Origin of the sequence: Prevotella amnii CRIS 21A-A, assembly GCF_000177355.1 — a bacterium.
Taxonomy (GTDB): Bacteria; Bacteroidota; Bacteroidia; order Bacteroidales; family Bacteroidaceae; genus Prevotella; species Prevotella amnii.
Window position 1 is genome coordinate 1 of sequence record NZ_ADFQ01000003.1, and the last position, 14,224, is coordinate 14,224.

A 14,224-nucleotide genomic window follows, 5' to 3' on the forward strand; every position below is an offset into this window, starting at 1 on the left:
TAATTATGAAAAGACGGAGTTGGAACCAGTATCTGATGGTGACGATTATTCAGGATATGACGAGTAAACAATAAAACAAAATTCAAATATAATGAGAAGAATACAGTTATACACATTTTTACTGGTACTGATGTTTGTAGTATCAGCTTGTTCCGAAGCGGTTATCTCGTCTAATGAGAATGGGCATGACCTCACATTACCTACTAAGACAACCTCTATCACCATAGATGAAAGTACAGCCGGGGCAGAAATGCCGACAGTAGCAGCATTACCTTCCGATGACGCTACAGAAGGTACACGCGCAGCTGTAACCATGGATGAAAACTTTAATCTTCTGGGTAATGACCCTCAAGAGTTTGAAACAGATGCCTACATTATCAAGGAAGATAATGATATGAATGATAATGCAAGGAGGCATATTGCATACCTTAAGATTCTATGGAAACAAGTAAAGAAAGTAAATGGAGGTTTCCAATTAAGTACCTATTACCCCGAAATTAAATTGGAGTGGCCTAATAATAATGAAATACCTATAGAGAAAGAGACAGACGGTAGCAGCAAATGGTACATCTGTGGTATCATCGGTGGTACAATGGAACGTGTATTCAATGACAGTGTTCCATTGTCAGTAGAATTTTATCAAGATACAAAGAAACTGAATGAGCTTGTGAGCATCAAAGGAAAGAACTATCGCAAGTTTAATATACCCTTTGTTGCAGAATGGAAGAAATTAGAGATAAAAGGAAAAAACAAAATTGCATTCTCAGGACTTCAATTTAAACCACAAGGAGTGGTATTTCATATCAAGATAAAGAGGAATGATAAGTTGATAACAAATCCCGAAGATTACAAATATATGTTTGCAAGTACTGCACTGACGGGGAATATTTTTTACATTCTTAATGATTGGGATCTACCTAACCAAAATAGTAATGTGCATATTTTGAACGACCAAAAAAAATTTAATAAGGTAGCCGATTATTGGAAGTGGTATTTCACTAAAGACGAACGTAATTTAGGTGGAAGGGAAAACGGCTCGGATAAGGAAATGGCTTACCAATGCAAATTGGAAGGTGAGCATAAGAAAGGAGTTGATTACGATGAGTTCTGGGTATGGGGAATGCCTATAGAGCATGGTAAGAGAGAGTTTAATGGTGACGGCTACATGGAGCATAACACGTCTATCACGTCCTACCACGGAGGTTTTGCCTTAGGCTGGACGGACTCTAATTTTAAAACGGTGAAGCGTGGAGAGTTTTTGGTAGCCAACAACCCCTATGGACAGATAACAGATGAATGGAATCAGCCCATAGTGGATTGGAGTAAATATATGGGAAAGGTGATAAATGTCAACCTGAAAGTGAAACGTCCTGGCAGCAAAAAATATAAATGGTGCGTGCCTTTGGAAAGGTTTGCAAAGTCTAACCTCAGTGCAGCCAACCCGAGTGGGTTTACCAACGACTTGAGCTCAGGTACTGGTAAAGGGCTCTTTTACCAGCGTAATAAACCGGGGTTTCCTTACAGCTTTCAATCTATCATGAGTAGTGGTCAACATCCTCAAGGCTATCACATGCCAAGCATTTACGAATTGACAGCTGCGTTTCCCTACTTCCAACTTCGCTTAAGGGATAATTGGAATGATAAGGACAAAACGGATATGTCAGGTAAGCTCCTCAGCTTCGATGAAAAAACTGCTAACGGAAATCCGAAGCCATATTATGGGCTTGAGTATCTGAGGTTGTTTGGCGATGAGTATGATGAGAGTAATTTTATCAACTTTAACAGCATTTATAAGCGTGTACGGAACAATGGAAGAGATGTCATTTATGCTATACGTTTCATCTACAACAGCAGCAAAAATAATAACAAGGCAAAGGCAACGGAAGTAGGCAACCGTTATCGTTGTGCATATCGCTATGTTATCAGTGCTAATGGTATGAATGATGATGGGAAAGGACATAGACTTTCTGTTACTGCACGTTGGTTAGGTAATGTGCCCATATCCATAGAGGATGTTGCGACTGAAACTTTTTGGGAATACAACAGAAGCATGGACGTTATTCGTATTTTTAATGTCGAAAACAATAGTAACCAAGATGTTTTAGAAACTTTCTTAACACGAACAAAGATATGTCCAAACACTAATAAGCATTTTGGGGTAGATAATGACACCTATGGCAAGGAAGACTGGGCAGGTTCTTTCTATAGAAGAGCCTTCACCAAAAACGGATTTGAACGCAAATGGAATATAGGTAGCAATGATCAAGGTGCAGTACGTTGTATAGCTAACTGGAACTTGGATGAGAATGCTGACAATGCTCCACGAAAACAAAAGATAAAAGGGCATGACGAGAAGTATTACGAATTTGCGCATAAATAGTAGCAACTAAAGTCAACTTACAGATGTGAGCAGGCTATACGCTTTATGGGTATAGGGCTAAAGAAAATGACCTATGGCACACATGTGTCACAGGTCATTTTCTTTTAGCATATAAAAAATTATTACTGTCCGCTAAACTTTTGGGTAAGATACAAATTTAGGGCTGACACTTCTCACGAGGTATCAGCCCTTTTTGTTATCTTTGCTTTTGTTCCCAAACTTAGATAACATGGGCAAAAGTACACATTTCTTCGGACAGCCGGTATATGGTCAGCTGATAAAATCTCTCGACCATGATAAAATAGTTGAAATAAACCGTCGAAACGGCGGTGAGCGGTATGTGATCGCCACCAGAGATACCAGGAAATGAATAAGGGGGCTTGTCGCTAACATGCTGTCATCCGAACTATTTTGTCTCAATGAGTTGGAATAAGGATTTCTATGTTTAGCGGACAGTAATAATTTTTAAAAGTGACAATACATCCGAAACATTGCGACAGCAAAGTCGCCTTGGTCGTTTTTAATGTATTGCAACACTGGCTGCACACTCACAGACTTGCTTATCTGTTTTTGACACGTCAGCTCTATCGACCCTTCCTCTCCCTGCTTGAAATGAGCATACTGTAAGGATATTCCAGCGTTCATCTTCCTTTTGTTATACACGCATCCTATTTCGGCATACCGATGACAGCCCGCGTTGACGTCGGTGTTCTCTGAATATTGAGCCATGAGGTTAAGACTTCCGTCATGATAGGTTCCAACATTCTGTTCGGCATATATCCACCAAACTGCGCTCGCCTTTTGGCGACACTCAGCCATACTTCCATACTTCATATTGGCGACACGCGAGGCAGAATGATAAGCCGCACCCACGAAATAGGACGAGTGATGAATGCTGTACTTGAACTCTGCCACGTCAAAAACGCCATCATTTTTAGGATTGAGCGTAAACGGCAGATTGTCGTGCGTCCAACCATTATATCCTCTTCCGTTGTATAAAGCATTCCTAAACCTATACGCTCCCTTATGAGCCTCAAAAAAGAGCGTAAGCCCACTCATAGGATAGTTGGCGATGGGATAGCTTGCAGACAGCGTGGGAAAGATTCCACACGAGCTGTTTGTGAAAAGAGCTGTACAGTCAGAGGTGAAGAAATCTTCGTTCACATTTCGCACGCCAGCAAACAGTTTGCAACGCTCCCATTCTTTGGTGTACCCCAACAGCGCGATGGCCGCCAAACAATTTTCTTCTTCTATGTTAGAAAACGTTTGATAATCATTGACGATGTTTCCATGCGCTCTCACTATATGAATAGTCGCAAGGCCGAAGGATGAATGCCGCCCCATGGGTATGCTTGCCTGCAGCCTGAGCAAACTTACAAGATTGCACTTTCCGCTCTTTGCGCATTGCCACTCGGTAGTATATTGCCCTGACACCTTTTGCGCAAGTCCTATGTAATGAACGGCGCAGCCCATCACAAACAACAACACTCTTGCTTTCATAACCACCTTTTGTATTTACGTATATATAAGACCTTGACACCTTGTGTAAGCAAACAATAACAGAACAAAATAGCCAACAGCCAGGGAAAATAATTCCAAGGCAACGGCGTGAAACCTATCGAAGCCCCCAAGTTGGTGAAGGGCATACAAATGCCAAGAACCATGATGGCGAAAGTCATGAAGAGTACTGGCCACGACGCGGTGCTTTGCACAAAAGGAATTTTGCGCGTGCGTATCATGTGAACAATGAGTGTTTGCGAAAGCAGACCTTCCACGAACCAGCCTGATTGAAACAAAGATGCCATGCCCACACGGTCGCAACCAAACGTCCACCACATAAGGGCATAGGTCGCGATATCGAACACAGAGCTGATTGGACCTATCAGTATCATGAAATGACTGAGGTCTGAAGAATCCCATACTCGTGGTTTGCTCAAATAGTCTTTGTCCATACGATCAAAAGGAATGGTAGTCTGTGAAATGTCGTACAGCAAATTTTGTATCAGCAAATGTATCGGCAACATGGGCAAGAAAGGGAGGAAAGCGCTCGCCACCATGACACTGAACATATTGCCAAAGTTAGAACTGGCTGTCATCTTGACGTATTTGATGATGTTTCCGAAAGTCTTTCTTCCCTCTACCACCCCATCTTCAAGAACCATCAAGTCTTTCTCAAGTAAGATAATGTCGGCACTTTCTTTTGCTATGTCAACAGCCGAGTCTACCGAAATGCCAACATCCGACTCTCTCAATGCCGCGGCATCATTGATGCCATCGCCAAGGAATCCTACCGTATTGTTTTGTTTCTGCAAAATTTGGATAATTTCCACTTTCTGCATGGGCGTAAGTTTAGCGAAGAGCGTACCCTTTTGCACGGTCGCGCTTTTCTCCTCGTCAGTCATTTCTCTCAACTCGCCTCCCGTGTACATAATGGTAGAATCGATACCTACTTGTCTCGAGATAGTTCTTACCACCGCGTCATTATCTCCAGACAACACCTTTATTTTTATCCCATGCGAATGAAGTTCGTAAATGGCTTGTGCGGCAGACTCCTTTGGCGGATCAAGAAAAGCAAGGTATCCAATGAGAACCATCTCGCACTCGTCTTCAACCTCAAAGTTATTTTCCTTATCCAAAAAGGTCTTACGGGCCAATGCTAACACTCGCATGCCTTTGTTGTTCATGTCTTCCACTATCCGCATAGCTCGTTGCTTTAGGCTGTCTGTGAGTGGTTTCACCTCTCCATCCGTTTCTGCATACGAGCAAATGGAAAGCATTTCCTCCACGGCACCCTTGGTGATGATTTGCCGTTTTCCTTTGTTATCCTCTACCACGACCGACATCCGCCTGCGCACGAAGTCGAACGGTATCTCGTCCACTTTGTGATAATTGTCGCTCAACGTTTCAAGCTGTAACTCTTTTACATGTGAAAGGATGGCGCAATCCATGAGGTTCTTAAGGCCCGTCTGGAAATAGCTATTGAAATACGCGTGCCGCAAAATTCTGTTATTCACATCCTCCGTTCCGTCGGCATTTATATGTTGTTCCAACACGATATGGTCTTGCGTCAGCGTGCCCGTCTTGTCAGTGCAAAGCACATTCATGGCGCCAAAGTTCTGAATGGCGTTCAAATCTTTGACAATCGTCTTTTTGCGAGACATCTTTAACGCCCCTTTGGATAGGTTGGCGCTCACTATCATGGGTAACATCTCTGGCGTAAGTCCCACCGCAACCGAGATGGCAAAGATGAAAGCTTGCATCCAGTCGCCCTTTGTAACACCATTGACCAAAAACACGAAAGGCACCATAAATAGCATGAAACGTATGAGTAACATACTCACTTTCGTGATACCTCTGTCAAAAGCTGTTGTTGCCCTATGCCTTACAACGTTCTTCGCAATAGTCCCTATATAGGTGTCGTTTCCTGTCGCGAAAACGACACCTTTGGCGGAACCGCTCAACACGTTAGAGCCCATATAGCAAATATCCTCGAGTTCTATCTCGCTTCTGGAATGTTTGCTTTCTTCTTGTATGGAGCAAAACTTTTCCACGGCATCTGATTCGCCCGTCAACGTAGATTGACTTACGAACAAATCTTTAGCCTCAACAATACGCATGTCCGCCGGTATCATGTCGCCCGCCGCCAACATCACGACATCGCCCGGCACCAAGTCTTCTATGGCAATCTCACCAGTGTCATTCAACCGCTGCACGTAACAAGTGTTCGTGACCAGCTTTTGAAGAGCCTCACTCGATTGGTTGGCCTTCCATTCTTGCCAAAAGCGCAAGATAGCGCTCAGCACAATCATGGTTGAGACGATAATGATGGAAGTCCAATCCTGCTTGCCATGCGGCGCCGTGAGCACGTCCAACACGAACGATATGGCTATCAGCACCGTAAGTACGCCTACAAAGGGATTGATAAAAGCTTTGACAAAAGTGACTAGGGGATTCTTTTTCTGTTCATGTATCACCTCGTTCTTTCCATATACAGATTGACGTTTCTCAGCTTCTTCCTGTCGCAATCCACATGCCGTGGTGTTAAGACAATAGAACACGGCATCTACCGGCTGCCGTGCAACCTGAAACACCTTGGGCGCATTGAAAGAAACGTGAACACGTTTTGTTCTCTTCCACATATTATTAACATTTTAATGGGTTTATACTCCGTTCGTTCATTTGCGATGCAAAAGTAATCTTACTTTTGCATATGGGGTATTAGAGAACTATTAGAAAAATATTAAAATTTAATTAGAAACAAATAGGGTTGCTTCTATAGATTACCACCGTATATGGTAATTAATTTCAAGAAATACATTTTGTTATCTTTCAGTTTCTTTTTGTGGAGAAAAAATAAGTGCCACGTCTGACAAAGCCGATTTACAGGACACGCCTTGTTTTAAACGTGCAAAAGCTTGACCATGAAGGTGGTGCCAGAGCCTCGTTGTGAGTGAACTGCTATCTCGCCCCCATGCAGCAATATAATCTTTTGTGTAATAGCCATGCCTATCCCATGTCCTTCCACTATTTTCTCATCCTCCCCTCGATAAAACAGGTTAAACAAATTTCTCTTGTCAATGTCGGTCATACCCTTCCCGCTATCAGACAGTCGAATGATAGACCATTCTTTCCAAAAGGATATTTGAACAGACGACAACTTGTTATCCGAGTATTTACAATTGTTCTCTATGAGATTAGAGAAAGCGATACTAAGTAAGTAAGGGTTGGCATTGACGGTAACGCAACGTTCATCGTCGCTATCCTCTTCATCAAATATCAATTCTATGCTATAATCGGGATGACTACGGAGTATGAGTGTTCTTACATCAAGTAGAATTTCATCAAGCCTAACCTCTTTCATACTGATTTGCTCACGCTGATAGTCAGCCTTTGCCAAATTGAGCAACCCATCAATCAACCGGCTCATGCGCTTAGTATCGTGCAAAACATTTTGCATTGCTTCTACATACTGCAACTCTGTTCTGCGTTTTTGCAAAGCCACATCCAACTCCGTGGTTATGGCTGCTAATGGATTGCGAAGCTCGTGGGCAACATTGCTGACAAACATTTTTTGTGCTTCGAACGACTTTTCCAACCGTTCGAGCAAGGCATTAAACGCTATGGCCAGTTCTCCCAACTCATCATTAGCACATTTCACAAACAAACGGCGGTCTATATGTTTGGCTGTAATGTTCTGAACTTCTTCCACGATTCTCCGTATGGGATTCAACGACAAACGGGCAAGAAGATAACTCACCACAAAAAGCAGACTCAACCCTATGAGAAACAACAGAAAGAGCGTTTTGCGCAACTCAACCAAGTTGGCGTATCCATAACCATCGTAGGCGGCAGCAGTAATGACGTATGACTTTCCCTTGAAGCGATATATCATGCCAATGCTCTGATAAGCACCCTCGTAAAAGGCTATTTGCTTCTGATGCAAAATTGCCCGTATCATGTCAGGTGTTTCTTTAACAATGTCGCTTTGTATGGCATCGTGGTAAAGCATCTTGAACTTCGGAGTATATACCGCCACCTCTACTTCATCAATAAACTTACGGTTATTAAGGTAAATAGATTGCATGGTTTTGGCATCAGTCTGTCCTGCCAAGAACAAATGCGCCTTGGTCACAGCCTCACTCCGCAACCGCCTGAAGAAAGTCTCGCTACGCGCTTGTTCACTCAAGAGATAGACCATGGTCAAGCACAACAAGAATACGGTTGCCGTTATAGCTGTATATTTTAAAGTTAGAGCAGTACGTATTTTCATAAAACATGCTTATCAGTCAGCACAAAACCTATGCCAGGCTTGGTATGTATGAGCTTTACGGGAAAACTCCGGTCTATTTTTTTTCTTAGATAATTGATGTACACATCTATAAAGTTCGTGCCGGTGTCAAAATGAGTGCCCCAAACCTTTTCCGCAATTTCTGTTCTTGGGATAATTCTATCGGCATGCAGCATCATATATTTCAATAAGTTATATTCCTTAGGCGTTAGTTTAATGGCGACACCACCTCGTTTACATTCATGCAGATTAGGGTTTATTTGTAAGTCAGCATAAACGATGTCAACCGCATTCCCCTCACTTTCGTATATCTGGCTGCTGTTGCGCTTCAACAATACCTTCATGCGCGCCACAAGTTCACGCAAGTCAAAAGGTTTTACCATGTAATCATCCGCCCCCACGTCAAATCCCTCTAATTTATCATCAGTAGTACCCAAAGCAGTCAGCATGAGAATAGGCACATGTTTGTTTTTCGTCCGTATCTCCTTGCATAAATCAAATCCATCAAGTTTTGGAAGGATGATGTCGGATATTATCAATTTGAAGTCATACTTATTGAAGAGCTGCAAACCCATCATTCCGTCATAGGCCACCATTACCTCGTAGCCGTGTTCCTCTATACCCACCTTCAACAAATCTGCAACTCTTTGTTCATCTTCTACGATGAGAATTTGTGGTATCATACTTAATGGATGAATTAATTCGACAATTTATTAAATACGCAAACATTATACATATCATTATATTACATGATGATGATGCGAAACGATGCAAGGCAGCGACAAAGCCACTTCGCCCAGATAACAACAAAAGGCACAACATGTGCGGATGTTACAGCATCTCTATCTTCCCAACAGAAACCTACAAGACAGGCAGATGCGTCCTTAAGTCAACCAACGAGTACAAAGATAATCATTTTGTGCGGATTAGACAAGCATTACTTGTACCAACATAAACTTATCCATGATAACAGCCTTTGATGAATAACAGAAACAACAGTCGTGAACATACCTTTTTTCCGCCTCTATGTTCTCTCGGAAATCCTTGAAATCATACAGAGAATATACTTCGATGACTCCATCTTCTGACTTATTGATAAAGACGATTTAGCCTCTTGATATCTATCAAATTGGTGTTATGGGACGAGGACATAAGCAGACTACCTTCCGATGCGTGAATAAGATCGAGAATAAAGTCTGCCAATCGGACGTGCGACCCCACGTCAAACTTGCCCAGCATAATATCCGATCTGTTCTTAACCACATCCAAAAGTCGAATTAAGATTTGGAAAAGTTTCCTTGTGCTATTGGACTCTTCCGGAAAAAAACAACCGGCAATACAAACAAAAAAAGGAGACCTCTGTCTCCCCAAGATTAATTAACTTTTTATTGTGAAATATCATCAATTAACCTCGGAGCAAAGGTCGCAAATTTTAGCCTTACTCCAAAAGAAAACAGGGAGAAAAGAGATTGCCGCAATCGTCGGCATCAGTCAGTCAACACTTTCACGTGAAATCAGACGCAACAGCACGCCATCAGGAAAGTATATTTGGACAAAGGTGCACGATATGGCTATGCAGCGCAGAAAGAGAACGGTAAAGAACGCCAGGCTCTCCGACGAATTAGTCTGGAGGATTAAGGAATATATCACCAACGGCCAGTGGTCTCTACGGCAAATATCAGGTTATCTGCGCAAGAATGATGGGATAAAGGTGTCCCACCAATCCATTTATAATATCATTCATAATGATACGGGAACTTGCCAAACACACAAGGCATAAGATGAAATATAGGCATCGTCCCAAGGTGTGGACATCTTCCAATTAAAGACAGGTTGAGTATCCATGAAAGAAGTAAGGAAGTTGACGGGAAGATATTCAGAGATTTTGAGATGGACTTAATCGTAGACCCTGACCAACATGCTATACTCACACTGGTAGAGAAATCCACCAATATGCTGCTTATGCAGAAACTGCCATTTGGGAAGCAGTCAAAGCCTCTGGCAAAGGCGGTCAGGAAACTGTTGCTGCCATACAAGGACATTTTGAAGACCATTACAACAGACAACGGACCTGGATTTGCGGCACATAAGGACATTACCAAGTTCTTAGGCGTGCCCGTATACTTCGCCGATCCATATTGCTCATGGCAAAAGGGAGCTATTGAGAATTATTACTGTCCGCTAAACTTTTGGGTAAGATACAAATTTAGGGATGACACTTCTCACGAGGTATCAGCCCTTTTTGTTATCTTTGCTTTTGTTCCCAAACTTAGATAACATGGGCAAAAGTACACATTTCTTCGGACAGTAATGCTTTTTTTAGCATATAAAAAAATAGCAAGCCTCTAAAGAGACCTGCTATAATGAATTTTAAACAGTAACTAAGTATATATCCCCTACTTATGGAAGGCTAATAGCCTCACTTGGGCAAACACTAGCGCATGTGCCACACTCTGTGCAAGCATCAGCGTCTATTACATACTTCTCACCTTCAGAAATTGCCTCTACTGGGCACTCATCAATACATGTACCACATGCGATACAATCGTCACCAATAACGTAAGCCATAATTAATTTATTTAAATTGTTTTATATTCATATCTCGAATAGGTCTATTATACCTACTTTTGATGATGCAAAGATACGAATAAAAAACTAAATACCTAAAAATGATGATTAAATTGAATAAATTTAGACACCATAAAAATAAAGCTCTATCATAAAAGAGGGCATAAAAAAGGCTTAAACTCTAATCTTTCTCTTACATATACTCATATTAATCACTCTCAAAAAGTATATTAAGATTAAAGTTTAAGCCTTAAATATTTAACTTTAACAACTACTTATTAGCCTTTTTCATATCTACCTCTATTCTTCCTATATATATACCCGACTTTCCGTTTTGGTCAGCACCTACCATCTTGCCGCTAAGGTCCTTAACATATTCCATTTTCTTAAGAAAAGTATGCGAATGACCTCCCAAGACAATGTCAATACCTTTTGTTGCCCCTATCAACTTCATTTCATTATCTCCTTCTATATTCCAGCCTAAATGAGATAAACAGATAATAAGGTCGCATTTCTTTGCTTTAAGCTCATCTATAGCTTTTTGTGCAGCCTTAACAGGATCTATATATTTAAGTGTACCATAATTTTTTTCTGATATAAGACCTTCCATCTTCGGACTTAACCCAAACACTCCTATCTTTAAGCCATTTCGTTTTATTATAACATATGGCTTAACTATCTTTTCGAGCTCTGTACCTGTAAAATCGTAATTAGCACAAACAAAGGGGAATTTAGCTTTCTTAAATAGTCGGATCATGTTGTCCATACCGAAATCGAACTCGTGATTACCTATCACAGCTGCATCATAACGCATGAGATTCATTAGTCCTATCTCAACATCTCCTTTAAACATTGTGTAATAAGACGAACCTTGTGAGAAATCTCCACTATCAAACAATAGTAAATCAGGATTTTTCATACGCTCTTCCTTCACTAAATTAACACGACGTACAAAGCCTCCGCGACCAGCACGCAGAGTATCTGACATGTTAGGATTAAATGGATAAATCTGACTATGTGTGTCGTTAGTATGAAGTATTACCAACTTCTTATTCTGTCCAAAAGCAAAAGCTGCCACAAATAGCATGCTCAGCAATAATATTCTACCTTTCATTATAATCTCAATTTATTATTTACAACACCTATCAAACCTCTATACCTTTATAAAGAAGTCTGTATAGACCTTATTATATAACGATCTTTTAAAAAAATACTTTCCGTTTTATTCCACTATGATTCTACCCTCCAGCTTAGCATCTACTATCTTATGCTGAGCTGTAGCAGCCTTAAAATAATCCATTATAATAAAGCGAGTATTATTACTTACTGCCGAAGGTGCATTAACATTAGTTTTAGCCTTAAATGCCTCTAATTTATCATTACCTTCTGCAAGATAATCTAAAGTTGCTATACGATAAGAAGCCTTAGGATCTATTGCCTTACCATGCAGCATAGCACTCTTCAACTTGTGATCTTTTGTGAAAACCAATTCTACCCCATGGCTAACAGCTTCACCTCCGGTATGAGCCATCTCACGAAAAAGCTGTAACACCTTTTCTCCCGTCAAGGTTAAAAAGCATATCTTATTCTCAAAAGGAGCAATATCCAGAACATCTCCATAAGTAACCTTACCGCGTATTAACGCCGCACGAATGCCACCCATGTTGTAAACTCCAAAGTCTACCTTTTCATTATATTTCTGTGCGCCCCATACCATAATATCAGCAAGCAAGTTAGACAAATCGCTCTCTGGACGATGAGCAGTCATGTCGTGAGCTACCTCGCCCACTACAGGCCCCATGATGCTATCTACCTGATGCTTATATTTTGCCATAAAGATCTGTGCCCCTTTATCAGGATTAACATCATAACGACCATCTACAAGAAGCCTTGTCCTTTTAAGACCTGCCAGCTCGTAATGAGTACTAACACAACCAGTACTTATAAACAGCACTGATAACGCTAAAAAACAGCTATGCTTTAACTTATTCATATTATTTATTTTAGTTATACTGCAAAGATAACAAATTTAAGTAAAAACTAACAATCCCTACCATTATAATTAACAGCACACAGCATAAAAAAGGAATAAGACTTGTAAGGTTCAAAAAAAAGCTATAACTTTGCAACGATTTTAACGTAACCGCTGATTATGGACGAGTCATGTATTATGTTGCGTTATACAACAAACGATTAAACATTCAATAAAAATGGATTTAATTAAAGTTGCTGAAGAAGCATTTGCTACTGGCAAACAGTTTCCTGAGTTTAAGAGTGGTGATACTATCACTGTAGCTTACAAAATCATTGAGGGTAACAAACAACGTATTCAGCTTTATAGAGGCGTTGTAATAAAGATTTCTGGGCATGGCGAAAAGAAGCGTTTCACTGTTCGCAAAATGTCTGGAACTGTAGGTGTAGAACGTATCTTCCCTATAGAATCGCCTAATATCGATTCTATCGAGGTAAACAAACGTGGTAAGGTACGTCGTGCTAAGCTTTACTACCTTCGTAAGCTTACAGGTAAAGCTGCTCGTATCAAGGAAAAGAGAACTGTTACAACAGAGTAATCCTTCTATACTAAAAAAAATAAAAAGGCTGGAAAATTTACATTCCCAGCCTTTTTTATATTTCTAATATAACTAATCGTTATAATTCAAATCGCCATCATTATCACCATGCAAGGCTTTTTTGAGATCGGTCCAGCTTTGGAAACCTGCTAACAAAGCAAGCCTATCAAGAGTTTTTGCAGAAGGACGCTCTAATATAAAGCTCTTATCCCATATCCTACGAAGCGACTTTATACTTAAATTTATACCCAACTTATCAAACTTAGCTGAAAGCTCATTAAGCTCACGCCTCATATGCAAACTATGCGAAGCAAACTTTTCTATCCTATTTGTAATAGCTCGAAAACCTTTTTTCATATTTTTTACTTAGCAAAACAATATTATTGATAAGCACAAAGATAAACAAAACCAATAAAGATAAGCTTTTCTTAATACATATTTACCTCTTTTTAAAGTATTTGCCTCCTATCTTACAGCTATACATTCTACCTCTACCATAGCATTTTTAGGCAAGGTCTTAACTGCTATTGCCGACCGTGCGGGAAACGGCTCTTTAAAGAACTGTGCATATACCTCATTCATATCAGCAAAATAGCTCATGTCTGAAAGATAAACGGTAGTCTTAACTACTTTAGATAAATCTAACCCTGCTGCACACAACACAGCTTTTGCATTAGTTATCGACTGACAGGTCTGCTCTTTTATGCCACCTTCCACAAAAACTCCTGTGGCTGGATCAATAGGCAACTGACCACTACAAAAAACCAATCCATTTGCTTCAATAGCCTGACTGTAAGGCCCCACTGCTGCAGGAGCCTCATCTGTATGTAATACTTTCATATTAAAAAAAATAACAATTTATACTAAAGCAAAGTTACAAAACATTTTTTAATATACACAATATTCTATTTCCTTTAA

12 protein-coding genes and 1 pseudogene are annotated in these 14,224 nt (G+C 40.5%); 3 read left to right on the plus strand and 10 right to left on the minus strand.

All coding sequences use genetic code 11. The features are described from left to right. Positions 1 to 91 precede the first annotated feature (91 nt). Positions 92 to 2,380, plus strand: coding sequence for a hypothetical protein (locus HMPREF9018_RS00020; RefSeq protein WP_039863794.1), 2,289 nt, complete (start codon positions 92 to 94; stop codon positions 2,378 to 2,380). Positions 2,381 to 2,845: 465 nt separating this feature from the next. On the opposite strand, the gene HMPREF9018_RS00025 is transcribed toward HMPREF9018_RS00020, so the two are convergent. The 5 genes from HMPREF9018_RS00025 to HMPREF9018_RS11165 form a co-directional block, all read right to left on the minus strand. After that, complete coding sequence (locus HMPREF9018_RS00025) at positions 2,846 to 3,853, minus strand: carbohydrate porin (RefSeq protein ID WP_231551782.1); 1,008 nt, start codon at positions 3,851 to 3,853, stop codon at positions 2,846 to 2,848. 23 nt (positions 3,854 to 3,876) lie between these two features. Then, complete coding sequence (mgtA, locus tag HMPREF9018_RS00030) at positions 3,877 to 6,519, minus strand: magnesium-translocating P-type ATPase (protein ID WP_008446674.1); 2,643 nt, start codon at positions 6,517 to 6,519, stop codon at positions 3,877 to 3,879. 260 nt (positions 6,520 to 6,779) lie between these two features. After that, positions 6,780 to 8,150 (minus strand): HAMP domain-containing sensor histidine kinase, encoded by a 1,371-nt coding sequence (locus HMPREF9018_RS00035; protein ID WP_008446632.1) that lies wholly within the window; start codon positions 8,148 to 8,150, stop codon positions 6,780 to 6,782. After that, positions 8,147 to 8,851: a response regulator transcription factor gene (locus tag HMPREF9018_RS00040; protein WP_008446737.1), complete on the minus strand. Its 705-nt coding sequence runs from the start codon at positions 8,849 to 8,851 to the stop codon at positions 8,147 to 8,149. Before HMPREF9018_RS00040 ends, HMPREF9018_RS00035 begins: the two co-directional genes overlap by 4 nt. A 406-nt stretch (positions 8,852 to 9,257) precedes the next feature. Next, the gene (locus tag HMPREF9018_RS11165) at positions 9,258 to 9,431 is read right to left on the minus strand and encodes a hypothetical protein (protein WP_231551783.1); all 174 of its coding nucleotides are present in this window, start codon (positions 9,429 to 9,431) and stop codon (positions 9,258 to 9,260) included. Between the two features lie 127 nt (positions 9,432 to 9,558). Between HMPREF9018_RS11165 and HMPREF9018_RS11420 the strand changes: the two are divergent. After that, positions 9,559 to 10,337, plus strand: a pseudogene (locus HMPREF9018_RS11420) (IS30 family transposase); the annotation flags it as partial. A gap of 231 nt (positions 10,338 to 10,568) precedes the next feature. Here the strand turns inward: HMPREF9018_RS11420 and HMPREF9018_RS00055 are convergent. The 3 genes from HMPREF9018_RS00055 to HMPREF9018_RS00065 all read right to left on the minus strand — a co-directional run bounded on the left by HMPREF9018_RS00055 (position 10,569) and on the right by HMPREF9018_RS00065 (position 12,729). After that, the gene (locus HMPREF9018_RS00055) at positions 10,569 to 10,736 is read right to left on the minus strand and encodes a 4Fe-4S binding protein (protein ID WP_019035809.1); all 168 of its coding nucleotides are present in this window, start codon (positions 10,734 to 10,736) and stop codon (positions 10,569 to 10,571) included. Positions 10,737 to 11,007: 271 nt separating this feature from the next. Then, complete coding sequence (locus HMPREF9018_RS00060; protein WP_008446583.1) at positions 11,008 to 11,850, minus strand: bifunctional metallophosphatase/5'-nucleotidase; 843 nt, start codon at positions 11,848 to 11,850, stop codon at positions 11,008 to 11,010. Positions 11,851 to 11,958: 108 nt separating this feature from the next. Then, positions 11,959 to 12,729 (minus strand): 5'-nucleotidase C-terminal domain-containing protein, encoded by a 771-nt coding sequence (locus HMPREF9018_RS00065; protein WP_008446660.1) that lies wholly within the window; start codon positions 12,727 to 12,729, stop codon positions 11,959 to 11,961. Between the two features lie 217 nt (positions 12,730 to 12,946). Between HMPREF9018_RS00065 and rplS the strand changes: the two genes are divergently transcribed. After that, on the plus strand, positions 12,947 to 13,306 hold the full coding sequence (gene rplS / locus HMPREF9018_RS00070) for a 50S ribosomal protein L19 (RefSeq protein WP_008446613.1): 360 nt from the start codon (positions 12,947 to 12,949) through the stop codon (positions 13,304 to 13,306). A 72-nt stretch (positions 13,307 to 13,378) separates the two neighbouring features. On the opposite strand, the gene HMPREF9018_RS00075 is transcribed toward rplS, so the two are convergent. Together HMPREF9018_RS00075 and HMPREF9018_RS00080 are read right to left on the minus strand one after the other, a co-directional pair. Continuing rightward, positions 13,379 to 13,663 carry a hypothetical protein gene (locus tag HMPREF9018_RS00075; protein ID WP_008446513.1) on the minus strand — a complete coding sequence of 95 codons (285 nt, stop codon included), beginning with the start codon at positions 13,661 to 13,663 and terminating at the stop codon, positions 13,379 to 13,381. Positions 13,664 to 13,771: 108 nt separating this feature from the next. Beyond that, positions 13,772 to 14,146 (minus strand): RidA family protein, encoded by a 375-nt coding sequence (locus tag HMPREF9018_RS00080; protein WP_008446611.1) that lies wholly within the window; start codon positions 14,144 to 14,146, stop codon positions 13,772 to 13,774. Between the last annotated feature and the right edge of the window lie 78 nt (positions 14,147 to 14,224).